Below are 21059 nucleotides of genomic sequence, written 5' to 3'. Positions count from 1 at the left end.
AACACGCATTATTGCGCGTGACCATACCCTTCTTCGCGAATGACACGCGGCGTGATTTCACGCGGGTCGATGGTTACGGGCTGATAAATCACACGTTTTTGCTCTGTGTCATAGCGCATTTCAACATGACCTGACACGGGGAAGTCTTTACGCAACGGGTGGCCAATAAAACCATAATCAGTGAGCAGACGACGCAGATCGTTGTGACCTTCAAACACAATGCCGTACATATCAAAGGCTTCACGCTCATACCAACCAGCAGCGACCCAAACACCTGTCACTGAGTGCACCACAGGAAAGTCATCATCGCTGGCAAACACTTTAAGGCGCAAGCGATGGTTATTATCAATCGACAGCAAATGCAAGACAACGGCAAAACGCGCACCAATCCAAGCACCATCAGCATATTCAGAGTAATCCACACCCGCCAAATCAATCATGATGTCAAAGCGCAAATCACTGGTGTCATGCAAAGTTTGACACACTTGCAAGTAGTCTGCTGCATTGACTGTCATCGTGACCTCGCCCAGCGTTTCCACAACGCCGGCAGCCGCACCAAAAGTGGTCTTTAAACGCTCAACCAGCGTAGCTTGCCAACTCATGCTGCACCTCGAACAATAATGTTTGTAACCGTGTCAATCGATTTTTGCTTACGAATAATCTTATTCTGAAGCTGGATGATACCGTAGATGAGCGCTTCCGCTGTCGGAGGGCAACCTGGCACATAGATATCAACAGGCACAATGCGGTCGCAACCACGCACCACAGAGTACGAATAATGATAATAACCACCACCATTGGCGCATGAACCCATCGAAATCACCCAGCGCGGCTCAGCCATTTGATCATAAACCTTGCGCAGCGCAGGTGCCATTTTATTGCACAGCGTTCCCGCCACAACCATCACATCCGACTGACGTGGGCTGGGACGAAATACAATGCCAAAACGGTCCAAATCATAACGCGCAGCACCCGCATGCATCATCTCGACGGCACAGCAAGCCAAGCCAAACGTCATCGGCCACAAAGAACCTGTACGCGTCCAGTTAATGAGGTTTTCAGCCGTGGTGGTGATAAAACCTTGTTTTTCGATGGTGTCACTCATGATAGCCTCTAAAAGCCAAACAACTGCTTCTGTTGCTTTTTAATAATGATTACTTTCTTCAACTTGAAGAAAACTCGCAAAAATGTGATTCAAAAGCCAATACAAAAACGCTCAACAGGACTACTCCCAGTCAAGCGCGCCTTTTTTCCAAATATAAATATAGCCTAAGACCAACTCAGCCAAGAAGACCAACATCACACCCAAGCCATAATACATACCAACCTCAGGTGTGGCCAAATCCTTCAAGGCAACCGCCCAAGGAATCAAAAATGCGGCCTCAAGATCAAACAAAATAAAGAGAATAGCGACCAAGTAGTAGCGCACATCAAAGCGCATACGCGCATCCTCAAACGCTTCGAAACCACATTCATAGGGAGAGAGTTTGGCCGCATCAGGCTTGCGCGGACCAAGGAGAAAACCAATGGCCACCACCAGCAAACCCAAGCCTGTCGCAGCGACCAAGAACAACAATACAGGAACGTAATTGGTGATATCCATGGTGTTTTTCCATTTTAATTGTAACCCCACAGGGGCACCGCCATTTTAGGCGTTTGCGCACCAATTGTGTGGGTTTTATTTAAAAACGCAAACATGCAGAGCACATTTGCGTTTCCGTATATTTGGTGCCGGCGGCGAGACTCGAACTCGCACAGTCATAAGACCACTACCACCTCAAGGTAGCGTGTATACCAATTTCACCACGTCGGCTTTAAAACTTAAATTTTACGTACACCAATCATTCACTTTGGAATGTTATCAGTAGACTCAGTCGTTTTCGCAGCAGGCGAACTCAACTCAACCTTATCAGGCGCAGCCGCTGACTCAAGCACGCTACCAGAACCACCCCAACGTCCAAATGCAAGCAACACAGTGCACACGATGAAGACTGTCGCCATCCAAGCCGTTGAGCGGCTTAAAAAATTTGCGGAGCCTACTGCGCCAAACACACTACCAGACGAGCCGCTACCGAATGCTGCACCAGCGTCAGCACCCTTGCCTTGTTGCAACAAGACCAAGACGATAACCGCGAATGCGGCTATCACTTGCAAAACGATGACTAAAATTTTGACTGCTTCCACTGCATTGTCCTTTTGAGCCAGTAAAATCGACCACTTACGAAATATGGGCATAACGAGCATTTACTGCCCAAAACGGTTCTATTATACGCACTTGCTTTATTGAGGTCAATCAGCACGGTAGCTATTTCTACATTTTTAACAGCACTTTGCAACCAAAAAAACGCCGTATGCTGCGCTGCACATGGGCTAATGCCACAATACATTTTTTTCAATGGTCGTGTATTTTAAGAACAATTTTGCCCGTATGAGCATTGCGCTCCATGTGTCGGTGTGCGTCTTGGACATCAACCATATCAAATACACTATCGAGCACGGGTGTGATTGCACCAGTCTGCATGAGCGGCCAGACCTTGGCATTTAAATCGGCTGCTATTTCGGCTTTCATCATTGACGACTGTCTTCGTAAAAACGAGCCAGTGAGCACCAACTCTTTCGCCATCACCTCACTGATTTTCAGTGCAGTGCGATTGCCTGCCAAAAACGCCAACCACACCAACCGCCCACCGTGCGCCATAACCTGAATATTGGCATCCAGCGTATCGCCACCGCGCACATCAAGCACCGCATTGACGCCATGGCCACCCGTAAAGCTCAAGACATTTCGCCACCAATCGACCTCTCGCACATCCACGACCAAAGCAGCACCCAGTGATTGACAGGCATTCGCCTTCGTCTCCATAGATTCACCTAAAGTGGCAACAACCCTAACGCCCAAGGCAGAGGCCAGCGAAATCGCCGCCACCCCAATACCACTCGCACCCGCATGAACAAGCAAAGTCTCGCCGGCGCACAAGCGCGCCTTTTGAAACAGATTAAACCACACCGTGAAATAAGTCTCAGGCAAACTCGCCGCCTGCACCATTGACCACCCCGTCGGCACAGGCAAGCAATGCCGTGCATCCACAACCACATACTGCGCATAACCCCCGCCGTGCGTGAGCGCACAAACAGCGTCGCCGACTCGCCAATTTGTCCCCACCAAATCACCGCCGACGATTTCACCAGCGACTTCCAAACCTAAAATCGGCGATGCATCTGGCGGTGGCTGGTATAACCCTTGCCGCTGCAATATGTCTGGCCGATTAACGCCCGCTGCATGAACCCGAATCACAACCAATCCTGAGCTATCGGCTGGCAAATTTGGCGTAGGCAATTCTGCTATGCGCAACACCGAAGCATCTCCTGTACCCTCACAGATAACTGCCTTCATGGTCGATGGCGTATCAAACTCTTTCATTTAGAACTCCTCTTTCATCCGATCTTTAATGTATGTTGGGTAACATTTTGTTTTATATCAAGATTGCACTTCGATAGCAAATTTTGACCTGATTATGCCAGCCTGATGAAAAATTCTCTGTTATGATTCACCTCATCACTCATTGTTTGAGTTCAGGGAACCATGTGAGAATCATGGACTGTAGCGCAACTGTAAGATGTGTAACTACTGACCCACAGCGTCACTGCGAGCTTCGCGGGAAGACGGGTCAATTTAACATCAAGTCAGGATATCTGCTCAAACAATCAGTGTGTCACGACCTTCGCATTAAAGGCGTGCACACGGCCAATCAATTTGTGGTTTATGTTTTTTCAAACCTCACCCACAGCACGCGCCCATGGACTTTGACATCCTCGCGCGGCTCGCCGCTGCACCCCGCCTTGTTTTTGCGATGGTTTGTCCTGCCGTTGATCAAACATTTAAAGGCACGCCTCATGTCCACCGCACTTCCCATAGAGCAACCCTCGTTTTTCTCTGACACCTTCGATCCCACATTAGAGCCGATGCTCGCACACAACCCCAATCGCTTTGTGTTGCTGCCTATTCAACACCCAAATTTATGGCAACAATACAAACGCCACAAAGCGAGTTTTTGGACCGCACAGGAAATTGACTTAGAAAGTGATTTGACCGACTGGCGCGCGCTATCCAACAATGAACGTCATTTCATCAGCCATGTCCTCGCATTTTTTGCTGCCTCAGATGGCATCGTGAATGAGAACCTCGCTGTGAACTTCATGCAAGAAGTGCAGATTCCAGAGGCGAGATGTTTTTATGGCTTTCAAGTCGCTGTGGAAAACATTCACTCAGAAACGTACGCACTACTGATTGACACCTACATCCAAAATCCTGACGAAAAAGCACATCTATTCAACGCCATCGACACCATCCCCGCCGTCCAAAATAAAGCAAATTGGGCATTTCGCTGGATTGACAACGGTAACTTCGCCGAGCGTCTGGTCGCCTTCGCAGCCGTTGAAGGAATTTTCTTCAGCGGTAGTTTTTGTGCTTTGTACTGGCTGAAAAAACGTGGCCTCATGCCTGGACTGACGTTCTCTAACGAGCTGATTAGCCGCGACGAAGCACTGCACTGTGAGTTCGCCTGCACACTCTATCGCATGCTGCGCCAACGCCTATCCACCGAGGCTGTGCAAGCCATCATCCGCGACGCCGTTGAGATTGAAAAAAACTTCGTCTGCGAAGCCCTGCCCGTGAACCTCATCGGCATGAATGCCGAACTCATGGCTCAGTACATCGAATTCGTCGCCGACCACTGGCTCGCCGCGCTCGACTACCCGAAAATCTACCACACGAAAAACCCATTCGACTTCATGGACATGATTTCGCTCGAGGGTAAAACGAATTTCTTTGAAAAACGCGTCGGCGATTATCAAAAAGCAGGTGTGTTATCTAATAAAAGCGATCAGGTGTTTTCGTTGGAAGAAGATTTTTAATCAAACACAACTCGCACGCCACCGACCATCTACACAAAGAAGGGAAACCCTATGTTCGTCATCAAACGCAACGGCAAACAAGAGCCAGTCCAATTCGATAAAATCATCGCCCGCATCGCAAAACTGTCTTACAGCCTGCACCCGCGCATCGAGCCGATTGATGTCGCCAAAAAAGTCATCGCGGGTCTGTACGACGGCGTGACCACCACAGAGTTAGACAACCTCGCCGCCGAAACCGCCGCGAGTATGGCAACCAGCCACCCCGATTACGCCGTACTCGCCGCGCGCATCGCCGTATCGAATCTGCACAAAAACACGACGAAATCATTCACGCAAACCATGCAGCAGCTGTTTGATAACGTTGATGCCAACACAAAAAAACACTCACCCATCATCACCGAAGAATTGCTGGGCACGGTCAAAGCGAATGCCGATTTACTCGACTCGACACTGATTTACGACCGAGATTTTAATTTCGATTACTTCGGATTCAAAACCTTAGAGCACAGCTATTTGCTACGTGTGCATGGTCAAATTCTCGAGCGTCCGCAACACATGTACATGCGGGTCGCGCTCGGCATTCATGGCGACGACATTGCATCGGCCATCGAGACTTACAACCTCATGAGCGAGGGTTGGTTCACGCATGCCACGCCAACCTTGTTTAACTCTGGCACGCCACACCCGCAAATGAGCTCATGCTTTTTACTCACCGTCCAAGATGACTCAGTCGAAGGCATATACAACACACTCAAGCAAACCGCACTCATCTCTAAGAACGCGGGCGGCATCGGTCTGTCTATCCACAAAATCCGTGCCAAAGGCAGCACCATCGCGGGCACGCACGGCACGAGCAACGGCATCGTGCCCATGCTCAAAGTGTTCAACGACACCGCACGTTACATTGACCAAGGCGGCGGCAAACGCAAAGGCGCATTTGCCATTTATCTTGAACCATGGCACGCGGATGTGTTCGACTTTTTACAACTGAAAAAAAACCACGGTGCGGAAGAATTGCGTGCACGTGATTTGTTTTATGCATTGTGGGTGAATGATTTGTTCATGCAGCGTGTACAAGCTGATGGCGAATGGAGTTTATTCTGCCCGCACGAATGCCCAGGCTTAGACGACTGCTGGGGCGAGGCGTTTGAAACACTCTACACCCGCTACGAATCAGAGGGCAAAGCGCGCCGCGTCATCAAAGCCCAAGAACTCTGGTTCGCCATTCTCGAATCACAAATCGAAACAGGCACGCCGTATCTGCTGTACAAAGACGCCGCGAATCGCAAAAGCAATCAACAACATTTGGGCACAATCAAATCCTCCAACCTGTGTACCGAAGTCATCGAGTACACAGCACCCGATGAAGTCGCAGTATGCAACCTCGCGTCCATCGCGCTGCCGAAATTCGTTGAGGGCAGTCAATTCAACCATCAAAAATTATTTGATGTAACCTACCACGCGACCAAAAATCTCAACAAAATCATCGACAAAAACCTCTACCCAATTGAAGAAGCCCGCAACTCAAACATGCGCCACCGCCCCATCGGCATTGGCGTACAGGGGCTTGCTGACGCATTCATTTTACTACGGATGCCCTTTGATTCTGAAATGGCTCAGACACTCAACCAGCGAATTTTCGAGACGATTTACTACGCCGCGTTACGCGCTTCGATAGACCTTGCCGCTGAGCAAGGCACTTACCCAACCTACGAAGGCTCACCACTCTCGCAGGGAAAACTCCAGTGCGACTTATGGGACATCACCCCATCGCCTCACTGGAACTGGGAGGATCTGCGCACAGATTTGGCCAAACACGGCGCGCGCAACTCACTCTTGCTCGCCCCCATGCCCACCGCCTCGACGTCGCAAATATTGGGCAATAATGAGTGCTTCGAGCCTTACACCAGCAACATCTATACACGTCGAGTCCTCAGCGGTGAATTCATCGTCGTCAACAAACACCTCTTGCGTGACCTCGACGCCCTTGGCATCTGGGACGACAAAATGCGCAACGACCTCATCCGCGCCAACGGCTCCGTCCAAGACATCCCGCGCATCCCCGAGCCGATTAAAGCCCTGTACAAAACCGTCTGGGAAATCAAACAAAAAACCCTCATCGACATGGCCGCCGACCGTGGTGCATTCATCTGCCAATCCCAATCCATGAACCTATTTATGGCGCAACCCACCATCGCCAAACTCTCCTCCATGCATTTCTACACATGGCAAAAAGGGCTTAAAACAGGCATTTACTACCTACGAGCCAAAGCCGCCGCGCAAGCAGTGCAATTCACCGTCGCAGCCGAGGAAAAAAAAGAGGAACTCATCGAAGGTGCGGTGTGCACAATGGAAGAAGGCTGTATTTCCTGCGGTTCGTAATCAGAAAAATCACGCAAGGCATCCTAGAAGCGCACGTGCGTCACGCCCTTGGATACGACAAGAGTCACATCCCGTAAAACAAAAACGCCGAGCATTTTGCTCGGCGTTTTTTGGTCCGTGTTTCATATTTGTGCGGACTCTTTAAGTTGCAAGTATTGACTGATTAAAGCGAGAGGCAACTGATCCGCCTCCACATCTATAACCAAAATACCGTGATGGCGCAATTTGACTAAACATACACACCATTTGAATCGCATAGAGCACCAAAATAACCACAGCCAGTGCCCAGATTTATTCAAATCATGCAAACGGCGCACCATGAAAATCACAGAAATCACGAGGTAGGCAATAGACAAGGCAAAGACCAGCAACGCTCCCAAAATCCCCAATGTCGCCATACCACCATCTGCACCACCACTCGCGAATACGCCCAGCGGTACCATAACCACCAATGCAACCACAAAAAAAGCCAGCATCAGCACAAAGTTTCAAGCCAAAAACGACAAGAGCCTGATAAGCCAATGAGCTTTTAAAATAAAAGCGTTCTTTAAAAAGAAAACCCCCGCCTTATTTGGCAGGGGCTTAGCTTAGGCTATACGTTTGCGGAAAAGCTGTTATTTCTTTTCAGCGGCTTTGTCGTCGGTTTTAGCTTCCGCTTTTGTCTCAGTCTTTGGCTTAAAGCCATCTTCGAGTTTTTTCGCGTAGTCTTGCTTGGCCATTTGAACCAACTGTGTCTTAACGGCTTCAAATGACGGCACGTCTGTAGGAGTGCGAGCCGCCTCAACCAACTCAATCACATGGTAACCGAATTGAGATTTAACAGGTGTTTGAGTGAACTCTTTTGGCTTCAATGCTGAGCCAGCGGCAGAAAACTCAGGAACCCAGCGCGACAAAGGTGCCCAGCCCAAATCGCCACCTTTGGCACCCGATGGGTCAATAGACTGTTTGGCCAACTCAGCAAAGTTGCCACCTGTTCTGAGCTTCTCGATGATGGCTTTGGCTTCGTCTTCGGTTTTGACCAAAATATGACGGAAGTGGTATTCAGACAACTGCCCCACTTGCTTGTCGTACACAGCTTTCAAGTCAGTATCCGTTGGCTTGAATGCTTCCATTTTTTTGCGCATGTACTCTTGCATCAACACCTGATCTTCTTGTAAAGAAATTAAGGCTTTGACGTTCACATCTTGATCGAGTTTGTCTTTGCGAGCAGCCTCAGCGACAGCTGACTGAATAGCCAACGCATCTTCAATGTTTTTGCGCTGTTCATCAGTTACTTTTTGCCCATCAGCACTCATGGTGCTGACAATAGCGTTAACCAGTTGCTCTGTGGCGGGTTTCTTTTTGCCCATCATGTCACAGGCGCTTAAAGTCAATGTGCTCGCCAAAATCAAAGTCACCAAAATACTGCTTTTTTTCATGTCTCACTCCTTCAAGTGATAAGGGTTAAAATTTAAAATTACTGTCAAACAATCAAATCACGGTGTTTTCGCATCAATGCGCAAAGCATGAATCGGGTGCGGTATCAGGTCAGCGACCGCTGCATACACCAGACGGTGTTGTGCCATTCGTTTTATACCCGCAAATTGCGGAGAAACGATGCGGATGGCAAAATGCTGTGCGCCGCCCGCTGCCCCCACATGACCTGCATGCAGATGCGATTCATTCACGATGCTTAATTCTGTAGGGTTTAAACAATCCACTAATCGCTGGCGCAAGATGACTTCAATTTCCATCAAATTTTTCCTGTGTCAGCAGGAAGATGACGACTTAGCCAAATGCCTTGCAACACCAAAAAAACCAAGGTGACGGCCAAAACACCATACGTTTTAAAATTCACCCACTGTGCCTCAGTGTAGTTCGTAAACACATACAGATTCAAGGTACCCAAACCAATGAAAAACAAAGCCCAAATCAGCGCCAGTTTTTTCCACACTTCATCTGTAAGCTCAAGCTCGTTGCCCATTAAAATACGCAACATGTTTTTACCAAAAACATACTGTCCGATGATAATCGCAGCCCCCATCAACCACTCCAACACTGAGAACTTCCACATCAGAAAGCGAGGGTCACGAAAAGCAATCGACACAGAACCGAGCACCACAATCATGACAAAGCCCACCCAGTGCATGGGTGCAATGGGTAGTTTTTTCCATTTCATCAAAATCAGCTGCAATATCGCCGACGCGATGGCCACACCTGTGGCAATGAATATGTTGTCAGTGACCTTGTAAGCCACAAAGAACAGCACTACGGGAAATAAATCAATAATTAGCTTTGTCATATTAAATTGATGCACCAATAAAAAACGGGTTCACTCATCCATCAAACAACTCACAGAAGGGCAAACTGCGATTTTAACGTTATTTATACGACATTGTTAGACTTAAATCACTTATTTATCCAAATTACCCAACCCATCAAACTTCAACGCAGCACCATTGATGCAATAGCGTAAACCCGTCGTCTCAGGCGGCCCATCAGGAAAGACATGACCCAAATGCGCACCACAGGCATGACACACCACTTCGGTGCGAATCATGCCATGTGACAAATCGCGATGTTCAGCGACAGCAGCCTCAGTCACAGGTGCATCAAAACTTGGCCAGCCACAACCTGCATTAAATTGATTATCCGACTCAAACAACACCGTATCACAGACCACACAGTGATATTGCCCCGAACGCCAACTCTCAGCAAATTCACTGGAAAATGGTCGTTCAGTGCCTTTTTCTTGAGTCACTCGATAGGCCAAAGGGCCCAAACGTTCAAGCAGTTCACGATCAATTTCATTTTGACTCATGATGATCTCCTAAGCTATTTCACATTTTAATTACTGCCTCAATTTTAGACGATTCGCCTAACAATTTCTGACAGAGGTTGTACAGCCCGACACAATAAAGTACAATAGGCGCTTTCGGTTAAAGCATATTGGCATTTTGCTGGTATTTTAACCTTGCCACAAACAGCGAGGGTGGCGAAATTGGTAGACGCACCAGGTTTAGGTCCTGGCGCCCTAAACAGGTGTAGGGGTTCGAGTCCCCTCCTTCGCACCAAAAATGAGTACCGATGTTGCGCATCGACTCAATGACCGCAAACCCCGTGTGCCGACTGACACGGGGTTTTGTAACAACACGATTCACTTTTATTAAAGGTTCATCATGACCGCAGAAACTCAAACTGTCGCCACGACTTCTTCATTAACCCGCACGATGAACATCGTTGTTGCCAAGTCAGCCATTGACGCAGCCACTGACAAACGCCTACAGCGCATGGCCAAAACCGTTAAGGTTGACGGTTTCCGCCCAGGTAAAGTACCTCTCGCCAAAGTCAAACAAATGTACGGCGGCCAAGCCAGCTGGGAAGCCTTGAATGACCAAGTCGGCGAAGAATTCGCCAAAAAAGCCACTGAAGAAAACTTGCGCGTTGCAGGTATGCCAAACATTGAGCCAGAAGACGACGGTTCTGCTGACCAGCTCACATTCAAAGCTACTTTTGAAGTCTACCCTGAGATTGCGGATGTCGAACTCAAAGGCGTTGAAATTGAAGAAGCCAAATGCGAAGTCACCGATGCCGACGTGACACGCACGTTGGATGTGTTGCGCCAACAGCGCGTTCACTACCATACTGTTGACAAAGCCGCAGCCAAAGAAGACCAAGTCACCATCGATTTTGAAGGTCAAATCGACGGCACAGCATTTGCGGGTGGTTCAGCAACTGACTATCCGTTCGTTTTGGGTCAAGGCCGCATGTTGCCAGAGTTTGAGACAGCCATCGAAGGGCTCAAAGCTGGCGAATCACGCACTTTCGACCTACCATTCCCAGAGGACTACCATGGTAAATACGTTGCAGGCAAAACCGCTCAATTCACCGTGACAGTTAAATCAGTCGGCCAAGCACACTTGCCTGAACTCAATTCAGAATTTGCCAAATCCCTCGGCGTGGTTGACGGCGACGTTGAAAAAATGAAGCTGGACATCAAAACCAACCTCGAGCGCGAAATCGCCCAACGTACCAAAGCCATGACCAAAAACAACGTCATGGACACCTTGATCAAAACAGCATCGTTTGAAGTACCAGCAGCCTTGGTCAACGAAGACATCGAGCGCTTACAAGAAGGTGCAAAGAACGACTTACGTCAACGCGGTATTCCTGTCGATGACAAAATGGCGTTGCCTGTTGAGTTGTTCAAAGACCGCGCAGAGCGCCGCGTACGTCTCGGTTTGTTGATTGCCGAAATCGTCAAAAAGCATGACTTGCGCGCCACAGCAGACCAAGTCAAAGCCCAAGTCGAGCAAATCGCCGCCGCTTACGAAGACCCGCAAGGTTTTGTCAAATGGTACATGACAGATGCCAACCGCATGGCTGAAGTCGAAGCAGTTGTGATGGAAGACAATGTAGTTGCTTGGGTCAAAGCGCAAGCCAAAGTCACGACCAAAGATATAGCATTTGAAGAGTTAATGAATCAAAATCGATAAGCACATCGCATCAGCCAGTGCGACCTCACAAAAGCTGGGGCTTACTTGTACGCACGATGCCAATTTGAGCTATCATTGCTCATCATTTGATGAATGGGCTGCTGGTTCGATTACCACAAAAAAGCAGCGTATCACGCTGCTTTTTTGTGCCCAAAACACATATAAAGCAGTCAACAAGAGAACTTCTACAGACTGTTCAAGCCTTGTCTTTCACCATTTAAGCCTCATATCAAACGCTCATACCGAATTCAGGAGTCACTCATGCGCTACCCAAACCAATTTAATGCCTCACAAGAGCCAGAGAACCTCGGTCTCATTCCGATGGTGGTTGAACAAACCAGCCGAGGTGAGCGCTCATTCGACATTTACTCTCGTTTACTAAAAGAGCGCATTGTCTTTCTCGTCGGCCCCGTGACGGATCAGAGCATGAACCTCATCATCGCTCAGATGCTGTTTCTCGAAAGCGAAGACCCCGAGAAAGACATTCACCTCTACATCAACTCACCTGGTGGCTCTGTATCAGCAGGCTTGGCACTGTATGACACCATGCAGTTCATTAAGCCTGATGTCTCAACCATGTGCTTGGGCATGGCAGCCAGTATGGGGGCGATTTTGCTTGCGGCGGGCGCCCCTGGCAAACGCTTTGCTTTGCCAAACTCACGTGTGATGATTCATCAGCCTTCAGGTGGCGCACAAGGGATGGCCTCAGATATTGAAATTCGTGCTCGTGAAATCTTAATTTTACGTGCGAAGTTGAACCAAATTTTAGCGGATCGTTCAGGTCAACCTGTTGAGCGAGTTGAGCGTGACACAGACCGCGACACTTGGCTGTCCGCCGACCAGTCGCTCGAATACGGCTTAATTGATAAAATCCTGACTGATCGCGCATCGCTCTAAACGCTCAAGTATCACGAGACACATAATGACCGAAAAAACCAAAAAACCAACCACCAGCAAAGAGTCTTCCTGCTCTTTTTGTGGCAAACCGCAACATGAAGTAAACAAGCTCATTGAAGGGCTGCACGGCTATATCTGCGATGAATGCATCTCATTGTGCGGCCAAATCCTTGATGCGGACACCAATCAAGATGATAGTACTTCTGAGCAAAGCAGCGCTTTACCTGTGCCTCAAGAGTTATTAGACAAACTTAACGACTACGTCATTGGTCAAACCGACGCTAAACGCGTATTGGCTGTCGCGGTGTACAACCACTACAAACGTCTGCGCCATCTAAAAAATCGCAAAAAAACAGATGTTGAACTCTCAAAAAGCAACATTTTGCTCATCGGCCCAACAGGTTCAGGTAAAACCTTGCTGGCACAAACACTTGCGCGCCTGCTCAACGTACCATTCGTAATGGCAGACGCCACGACATTAACCGAAGCTGGTTACGTGGGTGAAGACGTCGAAAACATCGTGCAAAAACTGTTACAGAATTGCAACTACGACGTCGAAAAAGCCCAGCAAGGCATCATTTACATCGACGAAATCGACAAAATTTCGCGCAAAACCGAGAACCCATCCATCACCCGCGATGTATCTGGCGAGGGCGTTCAACAAGCCTTGCTCAAATTGATTGAAGGCACTGTCGCATCTATTCCACCACAGGGTGGGCGCAAACACCCCAATCAAGATTTTATTAAAGTTGACACTTCAAATATCTTGTTTATCTGCGGTGGTGCATTTGATGGACTGGAAAAAGTCATTTCAAAGCGCTCCGAAAAAACCAGCATTGGCTTCGGTGCAGACGTTCGCAAACTCGAACAAAAATCCACAGGCGAGCTCTTTAGTGACATTCAGACAGAAGATTTGATTAAGTTCGGCTTGATTCCCGAATTGATTGGTCGTTTACCTGTCATCGCCAAACTCAATAACCTTGACGAAGATGCCCTCATCAATATTCTGACACAACCTAAAAACGCCCTCGTCAAACAATACACTGCATTGTTGGATATGGAAGATGTGGAGTTGACTTTCACAGACAATGCCCTTAGGGCCATCGCTCAAAAAGCACTCTCACGAAAAACAGGCGCACGCGGTCTGCGTGCCATCGTTGAGGAAACCTTGCTCGACACCATGTTCCAATTACCCTCCTCACCAGCCATCACAGGGGTAGTGGTACACGAAAACACGGTTACCGAAAAAGCCGATCCCGAATTCATCAAGGACAAAGCAGGCAGAAAAGAGAAGAAGCCAGCCCCTGTTCACGTTCAACAAATCGCTTCATAACACCCTATAAAAAATGACGAGCCAAAAGCCCGTCATTTTTTATATAGCACACTCAGTTAACCGACGCCCTCCTACGTGCAAAACAATCTGCGATGCACCCACACACCCAATAATGCACAAAAATACCCGGTCAACTCAAAAAACTCTTCAAAAAAAACATACGCCGCAATACCCAAGATGTTCATTTCAAAAAAACGGGCCAGAATCAAAGCGGACACGACCGACAGCCCCATAAACATTGGCAAATCTGACGCAAAAAATCGCTGTCGACAAAGCCAAAGCGCGCGCCCATGGTACGCCAACATCAACAAAACCAACACACTCCCCACAAAGGTAACACCATGTCGCCACTGTCTCTGACTGGCAATCTCCAACATTGAGGCAGGTAGCTGCCAATCATTATTACTCAGCTCTCTCAAAATCACGGTAAAAAATAGCCAAGCCACAAAAACCCATGCCAAAGATTTTGGGTATGGTGTTGACCATACTGCCCAGCCAGCCGCCAAAATAATGAGAAAAATCAAAATAATCTCAAAACTCTCAATCACATGTCCTTCAGACTCCACAACGGCACCAAGCCGCCAGCGAACCACAGACAGTATCAACAAACACAACAGCCACAGCAACCACCACACATGATATTGGCACACTCTCGACCAAACGTTCTTTATACCCACACACCACTCCATAAAATTATCAATTACGCCAACCGTCACGACAGCACACATACTCCGCATTGCCCCATAATTACAATCGCCAGCACTGTACACGAATCAAAACAGAACAGGCGAGCCAATTGGCTCGCCTGTTTTGGTATGGTGACGACTATCACGAAATGATGAGCGACCGAACCAGCACTTTTCTGGGGAAAGTGCATTGCGGTAAAAACCGCATAAATGAAACATTAAATTGTATCAACAGCTTTCGACAATGTTTGTACCGAAAAAGTGAACAATACGCGTTCAACTCAACGCGCCCCATTGCGCGGTTAGGTCAACTGTGCTTGCTGTGTTTATCCATGCGTTCCGTGCTTTTACCAAACAACGTGTACACTGGGCAAAAGCGCATCGCACCTGTTGCAATCAACATCAAACCCAACCAACCCCATGCGCCGATTATCTCTGTTGCGGCAAAAATCACCATCAAGAGACCCACTAGTACGCGTAAGGTGCAATCCAGTTTACCGACATTCGTTTCCATAATGACCTCCTTAGAAGCTCACAAAAATTTTACCTCGGTGAAATTAATTGTACGCCGTTTACCATCCAATGCAAGTGTTTTTTAGTTAAAAGAAATCACTTGGCATCCATGATTATTTTATGAATCCCCACCTGATTTTCATCCGCTTTATACCCGCAACCACCGACCGTCTGCACGAATCAAAACACCAGACACGTCATGCTGAGGATACATCTGAGACAGTAGGGTTTGATAACTCTGCACTTGTTCACGATACAGCGGCAAATCCTCTTCGCGCCAGTCACTTTTGTAGTCAATAACGGTTATGTCAATCCCTCGCCGCACCCAACGGTCAATGCGCTTCACCGTACCTGTCGCATCCACAATCATTGTTTCGTTGTGAGCCTCATCAAAATACACGGGGTTCAACCACACTTGAAGTTCTGGCTGAGCACAGACATTCTCCATCCACTGCACAACGACGTGAGCATTATCGAATGGTACTCGGTACTTTTGCATGACGTCCGCGACGCTCAAGCGTGGTGCCTGCCAATTGTCCGTGGTGTGCTCCATCACAGCGTGCCAAAGGATACCCAATTGGGCAGCAGGCTGCTCCTCGTTGATTGGTTGCGCCGCAATAACAAGCTCATCACTGCTCATCATTTGAATATAGCGGTTGATGTGTGAAGATGTCGGTGACGAAGGACTATCTGCCAAAAATTCCGCTCCCTCCATAATGGGCAAATCAAAACGATACGCTTCATCCAGCATTTTTGCACTGTCATGCAAATACTCATAGAGCGTACGCTTGCCGCTCTCGGTATCTTTTTTGGTTTTCTTTTCTTTTTGCGCACTGCTCACAATCAAGGTTTGTTGCGCGCGCGTCATCGCGACATATAGCAAATTCCATTTTTCAATCGCCGCGCGGGTTTCATTGTCTTGCCAGCGCACTTGGCGCCACTGACCTCGATACGCCTCACTGGCCACCAACGACACGTGCGCAGGACGCAACGCATCAATCGGCCAATCAATTAACCAGTGGTAAGCGCGCTCTCGCTCAGATGTTTCTTTCACATCAATCAAAATCACAATTGGCGCTTCCAGACCTTTCGCGCCATGTGCCGTCATCACCTGTACAGCATTCGTCGCCTCAATCGGCGTCGCTTCGGATGGCGCATTTTTACTTTGTTGTTGCCATGTTTTTAGGGCTTGCCAATAACGGTACAAGCTCGGATAACGTCCTGCATTCAGCGCCAAAGCCATGTGTAGAAACGCGCGTAGGTTGGCTTGCACTTGCTCATTCAGCCACGCTGGTGTCACACTGGCATAGCATTGGAATATATCCGCCTCATGGTAAATCATATCCATCACTTCGTGCGGCGTCATGTTTGGTGCTCGTTCCTGCCAACTGGACAATCGCTCCCACAATGCTCGGCGCGGAATACTTTCATCCGACAAACCAACACACCACAGCGATACCGAACGCCCCAACTCAGCCCACTCACGCCGCCGCCCAACCAGCAATTGGACAAAGGCTTCATCCACACCACCCAAAGGACTGCGCAACACATGCAACAACGACAAGTCATCATGTGCATCCATCAACCATGCGACCAAGGCCATAATATCCAAAGCCTCAAGCGTATCGAGCAAGCCGCCTTTGCGCGTGCTAATGAATGGAATTCGCGCTTCTCGCAGCTGACGCTCATAGACGGCCAAATGCACACGGTTTTGTAGCAAAACCATGATGTCTTTAAACTCGGTCAAACGGGTACTGCCGTCCTCATTGGCCAACTCGTATCGGCCAACCAATGAACCAACAACCGCGGCCAACTGCGCCGCCTCACCATCATGCTCCGTCGCCTCAATGGTGTGCTGAGGTTCGCGCAACCAATCGCGCGGTGACTTCTCCTCAGAATCCTCTGTTTCCTCTGATGAGGTAAATTCTGCCTGCAAGCAGGCCACATGCCCAGCCACTTTACTGGTGGTTTGCTGTGTTTTAAATCCCATCAATTGGCTGTTTTCACTCTCAAAAACCCGATTAACCCACTCAACCACCGCAATGCTGTTTCGACGAGTCAGGTGCGTCTCCAGTACATCAGCCTGATACTGCGTGGTCAACAAATGCTCTGCTGCGGCAAACACCCGCGCATCGGCTTTGCGAAACCGATAAATGGACTGTTTCAAATCACCAACCACAAACACCTTTGGCCGATTTTCATCAGCACCATAAGCCGCCAACCAACCATGAATCACCTGCCATTGCAGTGGGCTGGTGTCTTGAAACTCATCAAACAATAAATGCTGATAACGTGCGTCGAGTTGAATCTGCACATACGCCGCTGTACGCTCGTCCGACAACAGAGACAAACAATGGTACTCAACATCATTAAAATCAAAAGTCCCCGACCGTTCTTTCACCGCTTCATACACCCGCAGCAAAGCTTGCACACACGGCACAATATCAACGTGCAGCGCAAAAGCAGCTGCGTCTTTTTCCATCGCATAGTATTTCGCCGTCGCCTGCGCCATTTGCTCGTTAATGGCTTCAAACTCCGACTCTGAAATGCCAAAGATAGCTATTGCTTTTTGTGCAGAAGAGGCCGTGAATAAATTCCCCTTCCAAGTACCTGTTCCTTTGGCCAAATATGGTTGAATGTATGCAAATTGCTCACGCGCATCTGACATATCAAACACCGTTTCCAGCAAACGGATTTTTTCTTGTGTTGGCTTACTGGGCGCACACTGCCACACCTTCAACCAAGTTTCAAACGCACGATTGGCAAAAAAACCCTGCTGCCACACCGACAACAACTCATCCGCTGTCGCATCAACCGACACGCCCAAATCATTTTGGTAATCAGCAGCCAAGTTCGCCAAAACATCTATCCCTTGCTCAGCACAGCTTGTCTCAAACAACCGCCATTCTGTGGCACTGCTCAACGCATTATCCAAAATCACTTGCGTCGAATGCTGCCCCAAACGACGTACCAAAGACAAATAATGCGCCCGTAAAACCTCATCAGTCTGAAACAGCTCATAAAAGTCATTCCACGCCTCTTGCTGCAAACTCGCCACATCCTCACTCAACGTTGCATCACGCAAACGCCCCACCTCAGCCAAACCTGTCGGTGCAGCACGCAGCAATCGAGCAAACCACGCATGAAAGGTATAAATTGGGAGCGGCTGCACCGCACCGAGCACTTCGTCATACAGCCGACGTGCACGCGGCAAAGCTTCATGTGCAGCATCCAGTGATAAACCACGCATGGTGAGCTGCCCAAGCACCGCATCATCCGTGCCGTCGGCCAACTCACGCAAGACATCACCGACGCGGTTGCGCATTTCTTGGGCGGCTTTATTGGTAAACGTGATGGCGAGAATCTGGTGTGATGGCACGCCAGCGAGCAACAAACGTACAATTCGCGACGTGAGCAGCCACGTTTTGCCACTGCCTGCACAGGCTTTGATTAAAACGCTGCGTGCAGGGTCAAGCGCAGACTGGTTAAATGTCTGACCATCTACCGCCGTGTTGTTTTTAAAGTAAGGAGAGTCTTGAGTCATGCGTTGGCGCAATTTTTTGAATAAAACAGCATCTGATGCAAGCATCAGACAGAGGCTGCATCAGCCGTTTAACCAATTGAAGGCTTTGTCCAAATACACCTCAAAGCTCAAATCATCGCGCGTGTTTAACCACGCACCATCAACATATTTAAAGTGATAGCCACCTTCACGGCTGGCCAACCAAACCTCCTGCATCGCCAATTGCTGGTTGATGATGATTTTTGCGCCATCATCATTCTCAATTTCGAGCAGAGCACCGTGCTGGCTCACATCCCAGTCGGCGTTAAAATTCTCTGCTTGCTCAGTGATTCGCACAAACAAGGTGTCAACGTGTTGCAAAAACTCGGATTCGGTCATAGTTATCTCAAAATAATCAAAAATTCAATGCGTCACCAACATACAGTGGCCAGCAGCCAATTTTGGCTGGGTGACGCCACATAATTCGCTATAATACTCGTTTTGCCGAGCCTCACCACCCAAGGAATTATATATGAGAAACCCTCTCAGCACGATGCGCTTGCTCGCACTCTCGGTTTGCACAGTTTTATTGTGCAGTGCCTGTGGTTATCGCAGCTCGCTGTATTATCCAAGTGATACACCTCCTACACCACAGCCACCTGTGATTGCACCTACCCAATAAATCATTCTACATATGACAACTTACCCGATTCCCACGCTGTCCGAAAAAAACAACGAACTGCACCTCGAAAACGTCTCACTCAACCATTTAGTCAAAGAGTACGGCACACCCTTATACGTCTACTCAAAAGCAGCACTGCAACAAGCATGGGATGCATGGCAACACCCAAATGCTGACCGTAACATTCACATCTGCTACGCCGTCAAAGCGAATTCGAACCTTGCGATTTTGCAGTTTTTTGCCCAACGCGGCGCGTACTTCGACACGGTGTCCAAAGGTGAAATCGCTCGCGTGATTAAAGCAGGCGCATCGGCTGACCGCATTGTGTTTTCGGGTGTGGGCAAAACGGTTGAGGAAATCACCTATGCATTGGAACAAGGCATTCACTGCTTTAACGTCGAATCATTGCCAGAACTTGACCGCATTCACGACATCGCGACTCATTTGGGAAAACGCGCCCCCATCTCATTGCGCATCAATCCCGACGTAGATGCACAAACGCACCCTTATATTTCAACAGGCCTAAAAGAAAACAAATTTGGCATTGACCACAACCTCGCCGAATCAGCCTACATGCACGCGGCATCATTATCAGGGTTGAAAATTGCAGGGATTGACTATCACATTGGCTCACAGCTGACCAATCTCTCGCCGTATCTAGATGCCCAAAATCGCTTATTTAACCTCGTCAAAAAATTAGCCGCCCGAGGCATTGAGCTTGAGCACATTGATTTGGGTGGTGGTTTGGGCGTGCGCTACAAAGACGAAACACCTCCCGCTGCTTCTGAATTAATCGCACAGTCGCTGCAAGGTTTGCGTGATGTAGGCTTCAAACACACACTCATGTTTGAACCAGGCCGCTCACTCGTGGCCAATGCGGGCCTGCTGCTGACCAATGTCGAATACCTCAAACCGACCGAAGCCAAAAACTTCGCCATCGTTGACGCAGGTATGAACGACCTCATCCGCCCAGCACTTTATCAATCATGGATGCAAGTCGTCAACACCACCGTGCGCAACGAGCCTGCGATAAACTACGATATCGTCGGTCCCGTCTGCGAGTCCTCAGACTGGTTCGCACATGATCGCGAGTTAGCCATCGCCGCAGGCGACACTTTAGCGATTTTAAGCGCAGGAGCCTACAGCATGACCATGGCCTCCAACTACAACACGCGCCAACGACCTGCCGAAGTCTTGGTTGACAATCAAGAAACCCACTTGATTCGACAGCGCGACACGCTTAACTCCTTATGGGGCAATGAACAATTGCTATAATAAAAATATAAAAAATACCCCACCATAGCTTTATGCAAGAAAGGGCGATGTATTCACATCGCCCTTTTTCACAAGCAAGCCCATCGAGTGACTCGTCGTTACATCACACCCAAAAACTTAGGCAGCCACAATGACAATGCAGGTACATAAGTAATCAGCAGCAAAAAGACCAGCATAGTCAGCAACCACGGCATAACCGCTTTGGTTAAATCCATTAAACCCAGCCGCGTGATGCCTGAGGCGACATATAGATTGAGGCCGACATGACGTCCTTGACGTCCTCCCGCAAGTGTATTCAGTTTAAGTTAGAAACTTCAAGCGGCATATTGTGTTAAAAAAGCTTTTGCAAACAATGCTGGCGGTATGCCGCCCAGTGCTGAATGCGGTCGGAACAAGTTGT

Annotated in this window: 21 protein-coding genes, 2 tRNA genes, 1 pseudogene and 1 riboswitch; of the genes and pseudogenes, 8 read left to right on the top strand and 16 right to left on the bottom strand. The window is 48.6% G+C overall.

Annotation, left to right across the window (positions count from 1 at the left end; translation table 11 throughout):
• Positions 1-8: 8 nt before the first annotated feature.
• The 6 genes from IE082_RS09325 to IE082_RS09300 form a co-directional block, all read right to left on the bottom strand.
• Positions 9-602 carry an NADH-quinone oxidoreductase subunit C gene (locus IE082_RS09325; protein WP_189493654.1) on the bottom strand — a complete coding sequence of 198 codons (594 nt, stop codon included), beginning with the start codon at positions 600-602 and terminating at the stop codon, positions 9-11.
• Positions 599-1105, bottom strand: a complete 507-nt coding sequence (locus IE082_RS09320) for a NuoB/complex I 20 kDa subunit family protein (RefSeq protein WP_189493653.1) — start codon at positions 1103-1105, stop codon at positions 599-601. The genes IE082_RS09325 and IE082_RS09320 overlap by 4 nt, the downstream gene beginning before the upstream one ends.
• Before the next feature lie 120 nt (positions 1106-1225).
• A complete protein-coding gene (locus tag IE082_RS09315) occupies positions 1226-1603 on the bottom strand; it encodes an NADH-quinone oxidoreductase subunit A (RefSeq protein ID WP_189493652.1) in 378 nt (125 codons plus the stop codon).
• 123 nt (positions 1604-1726) lie between these two features.
• Positions 1727-1813 (bottom strand) — tRNA-Leu (locus tag IE082_RS09310).
• Positions 1814-1845: 32 nt separating this feature from the next.
• Entirely contained in the window at positions 1846-2235 is a 390-nt protein-coding gene (gene secG / locus IE082_RS09305) for a preprotein translocase subunit SecG (RefSeq protein ID WP_189493651.1), read from the bottom strand.
• 157 nt (positions 2236-2392) lie between these two features.
• A complete protein-coding gene (locus IE082_RS09300; RefSeq protein ID WP_229809804.1) occupies positions 2393-3421 on the bottom strand; it encodes an NAD(P)H-quinone oxidoreductase in 1029 nt (342 codons plus the stop codon).
• Positions 3422-3552: 131 nt separating this feature from the next.
• Positions 3553-3715: riboswitch (cobalamin riboswitch) on the top strand.
• A 179-nt stretch (positions 3716-3894) separates the two neighbouring features.
• On the opposite strand from IE082_RS09300, the gene IE082_RS09295 reads away from it, so the two are divergent.
• Both IE082_RS09295 and IE082_RS09290 read left to right on the top strand, forming a co-directional pair.
• On the top strand, positions 3895-4914 hold the full coding sequence (locus tag IE082_RS09295) for a ribonucleotide-diphosphate reductase subunit beta (protein ID WP_189493650.1): 1020 nt from the start codon (positions 3895-3897) through the stop codon (positions 4912-4914).
• Positions 4915-4965: 51 nt separating this feature from the next.
• Positions 4966-7296, top strand: a complete 2331-nt coding sequence (locus IE082_RS09290; protein ID WP_189493649.1) for a ribonucleoside-diphosphate reductase subunit alpha — start codon at positions 4966-4968, stop codon at positions 7294-7296.
• A 122-nt stretch (positions 7297-7418) separates the two neighbouring features.
• On the opposite strand, the gene IE082_RS09285 is transcribed toward IE082_RS09290, so the two are convergent.
• The 5 genes from IE082_RS09285 to msrB form a co-directional block, all read right to left on the bottom strand.
• Positions 7419-7772: a DUF805 domain-containing protein gene (locus IE082_RS09285; protein WP_189493648.1), complete on the bottom strand. Its 354-nt coding sequence runs from the start codon at positions 7770-7772 to the stop codon at positions 7419-7421.
• 138 nt (positions 7773-7910) lie between these two features.
• Positions 7911-8714 (bottom strand): peptidylprolyl isomerase, encoded by an 804-nt coding sequence (locus tag IE082_RS09280; RefSeq protein ID WP_189493647.1) that lies wholly within the window; start codon positions 8712-8714, stop codon positions 7911-7913.
• A gap of 57 nt (positions 8715-8771) precedes the next feature.
• Positions 8772-9029 (bottom strand): BolA family protein, encoded by a 258-nt coding sequence (locus IE082_RS09275; protein ID WP_189493646.1) that lies wholly within the window; start codon positions 9027-9029, stop codon positions 8772-8774.
• Positions 9029-9577: a septation protein A gene (locus IE082_RS09270; RefSeq protein WP_189493645.1), complete on the bottom strand. Its 549-nt coding sequence runs from the start codon at positions 9575-9577 to the stop codon at positions 9029-9031. The genes IE082_RS09275 and IE082_RS09270 overlap by 1 nt, the downstream gene beginning before the upstream one ends.
• A 111-nt stretch (positions 9578-9688) precedes the next feature.
• Positions 9689-10096: a peptide-methionine (R)-S-oxide reductase MsrB gene (gene msrB, locus IE082_RS09265; RefSeq protein ID WP_189493644.1), complete on the bottom strand. Its 408-nt coding sequence runs from the start codon at positions 10094-10096 to the stop codon at positions 9689-9691.
• Positions 10097-10261: 165 nt separating this feature from the next.
• On the opposite strand from msrB, the gene IE082_RS09260 reads away from it, so the two are divergent.
• The 4 genes from IE082_RS09260 to clpX all read left to right on the top strand — a co-directional run bounded on the left by IE082_RS09260 (position 10262) and on the right by clpX (position 14001).
• Positions 10262-10349 (top strand) — tRNA-Leu (locus IE082_RS09260).
• Between the two features lie 105 nt (positions 10350-10454).
• Positions 10455-11771: a trigger factor gene (gene tig, locus IE082_RS09255; RefSeq protein WP_189493643.1), complete on the top strand. Its 1317-nt coding sequence runs from the start codon at positions 10455-10457 to the stop codon at positions 11769-11771.
• 261 nt (positions 11772-12032) lie between these two features.
• Entirely contained in the window at positions 12033-12668 is a 636-nt protein-coding gene (gene clpP / locus IE082_RS09250; protein WP_189493642.1) for an ATP-dependent Clp endopeptidase proteolytic subunit ClpP, read from the top strand.
• A gap of 25 nt (positions 12669-12693) precedes the next feature.
• Positions 12694-14001 (top strand): ATP-dependent Clp protease ATP-binding subunit ClpX, encoded by a 1308-nt coding sequence (clpX, locus tag IE082_RS09245; RefSeq protein ID WP_189493641.1) that lies wholly within the window; start codon positions 12694-12696, stop codon positions 13999-14001.
• A gap of 71 nt (positions 14002-14072) precedes the next feature.
• Here clpX and IE082_RS09240 read toward each other — a convergent pair whose 3' ends face one another.
• The 4 genes from IE082_RS09240 to cyaY all read right to left on the bottom strand — a co-directional run bounded on the left by IE082_RS09240 (position 14073) and on the right by cyaY (position 19101).
• On the bottom strand, positions 14073-14651 hold the full coding sequence (locus IE082_RS09240) for a hypothetical protein (protein ID WP_189493640.1): 579 nt from the start codon (positions 14649-14651) through the stop codon (positions 14073-14075).
• Positions 14652-14994: 343 nt separating this feature from the next.
• Complete coding sequence (locus IE082_RS09235) at positions 14995-15201, bottom strand: YgaP family membrane protein (protein WP_189493639.1); 207 nt, start codon at positions 15199-15201, stop codon at positions 14995-14997.
• A 147-nt stretch (positions 15202-15348) separates the two neighbouring features.
• Positions 15349-18789 carry a UvrD-helicase domain-containing protein gene (locus IE082_RS09230; protein WP_189493638.1) on the bottom strand — a complete coding sequence of 1147 codons (3441 nt, stop codon included), beginning with the start codon at positions 18787-18789 and terminating at the stop codon, positions 15349-15351.
• A gap of 15 nt (positions 18790-18804) precedes the next feature.
• Positions 18805-19101: an iron donor protein CyaY gene (gene cyaY / locus IE082_RS09225; RefSeq protein ID WP_189493637.1), complete on the bottom strand. Its 297-nt coding sequence runs from the start codon at positions 19099-19101 to the stop codon at positions 18805-18807.
• Between the two features lie 133 nt (positions 19102-19234).
• On the opposite strand from cyaY, the gene IE082_RS09220 reads away from it, so the two are divergent.
• Positions 19235-19384, top strand: a complete 150-nt coding sequence (locus IE082_RS09220) for a hypothetical protein (protein ID WP_189493636.1) — start codon at positions 19235-19237, stop codon at positions 19382-19384.
• Between the two features lie 12 nt (positions 19385-19396).
• Complete coding sequence (gene lysA, locus IE082_RS09215; RefSeq protein ID WP_189493635.1) at positions 19397-20659, top strand: diaminopimelate decarboxylase; 1263 nt, start codon at positions 19397-19399, stop codon at positions 20657-20659.
• Between the two features lie 98 nt (positions 20660-20757).
• On the opposite strand, the pseudogene IE082_RS09210 reads toward lysA, so the two are convergent.
• Positions 20758-20922, bottom strand: a pseudogene (locus IE082_RS09210) (TRAP transporter large permease subunit); the annotation flags it as partial.
• Positions 20923-21059 lie beyond the last annotated feature (137 nt).

Source organism: Formosimonas limnophila (assembly GCF_014652675.1).
Classification (GTDB): domain Bacteria; phylum Pseudomonadota; class Gammaproteobacteria; order Burkholderiales; family Burkholderiaceae; genus Hydromonas; species Hydromonas limnophila.
The sequence above is the reverse complement of the archived record's forward strand: the minus strand, read 5'-3'. Positions and strand labels throughout refer to the sequence as shown.

Excerpts from the sequence above, each read along its gene's own strand:
- msrB (WP_189493644.1), bottom strand. The coding sequence starts at position 10,096 with ATGAGTCAAAATGAAATTGATCGTGAACTGCTTGAACGTTTGGGCCCT.
- IE082_RS09220 (WP_189493636.1), top strand. The coding sequence starts at position 19,235 with ATGAGAAACCCTCTCAGCACGATGCGCTTGCTCGCACTCTCGGTTTGC.
- IE082_RS09275 (WP_189493646.1), bottom strand. The coding sequence starts at position 9,029 with ATGGAAATTGAAGTCATCTTGCGCCAGCGATTAGTGGATTGTTTAAAC.
- IE082_RS09235 (WP_189493639.1), bottom strand. The coding sequence starts at position 15,201 with ATGGAAACGAATGTCGGTAAACTGGATTGCACCTTACGCGTACTAGTG.
- clpX (WP_189493641.1), top strand. The coding sequence starts at position 12,694 with ATGACCGAAAAAACCAAAAAACCAACCACCAGCAAAGAGTCTTCCTGC.
- IE082_RS09295 (WP_189493650.1), top strand. The coding sequence starts at position 3,895 with ATGTCCACCGCACTTCCCATAGAGCAACCCTCGTTTTTCTCTGACACC.
- cyaY (WP_189493637.1), bottom strand. The coding sequence starts at position 19,101 with ATGACCGAATCCGAGTTTTTGCAACACGTTGACACCTTGTTTGTGCGA.
- tig (WP_189493643.1), top strand. The coding sequence starts at position 10,455 with ATGACCGCAGAAACTCAAACTGTCGCCACGACTTCTTCATTAACCCGC.
- IE082_RS09315 (WP_189493652.1), bottom strand. The coding sequence starts at position 1,603 with ATGGATATCACCAATTACGTTCCTGTATTGTTGTTCTTGGTCGCTGCG.
- IE082_RS09285 (WP_189493648.1), bottom strand. The coding sequence starts at position 7,772 with ATGCTGGCTTTTTTTGTGGTTGCATTGGTGGTTATGGTACCGCTGGGC.
- IE082_RS09230 (WP_189493638.1), bottom strand. The coding sequence starts at position 18,789 with ATGCTTGCATCAGATGCTGTTTTATTCAAAAAATTGCGCCAACGCATG.
- IE082_RS09300 (WP_229809804.1), bottom strand. The coding sequence starts at position 3,421 with ATGAAAGAGTTTGATACGCCATCGACCATGAAGGCAGTTATCTGTGAG.
- IE082_RS09325 (WP_189493654.1), bottom strand. The coding sequence starts at position 602 with ATGAGTTGGCAAGCTACGCTGGTTGAGCGTTTAAAGACCACTTTTGGT.
- clpP (WP_189493642.1), top strand. The coding sequence starts at position 12,033 with ATGCGCTACCCAAACCAATTTAATGCCTCACAAGAGCCAGAGAACCTC.
- IE082_RS09320 (WP_189493653.1), bottom strand. The coding sequence starts at position 1,105 with ATGAGTGACACCATCGAAAAACAAGGTTTTATCACCACCACGGCTGAA.
- lysA (WP_189493635.1), top strand. The coding sequence starts at position 19,397 with ATGACAACTTACCCGATTCCCACGCTGTCCGAAAAAAACAACGAACTG.
- IE082_RS09270 (WP_189493645.1), bottom strand. The coding sequence starts at position 9,577 with ATGACAAAGCTAATTATTGATTTATTTCCCGTAGTGCTGTTCTTTGTG.
- IE082_RS09280 (WP_189493647.1), bottom strand. The coding sequence starts at position 8,714 with ATGAAAAAAAGCAGTATTTTGGTGACTTTGATTTTGGCGAGCACATTG.
- IE082_RS09290 (WP_189493649.1), top strand. The coding sequence starts at position 4,966 with ATGTTCGTCATCAAACGCAACGGCAAACAAGAGCCAGTCCAATTCGAT.
- secG (WP_189493651.1), bottom strand. The coding sequence starts at position 2,235 with ATGCCCATATTTCGTAAGTGGTCGATTTTACTGGCTCAAAAGGACAAT.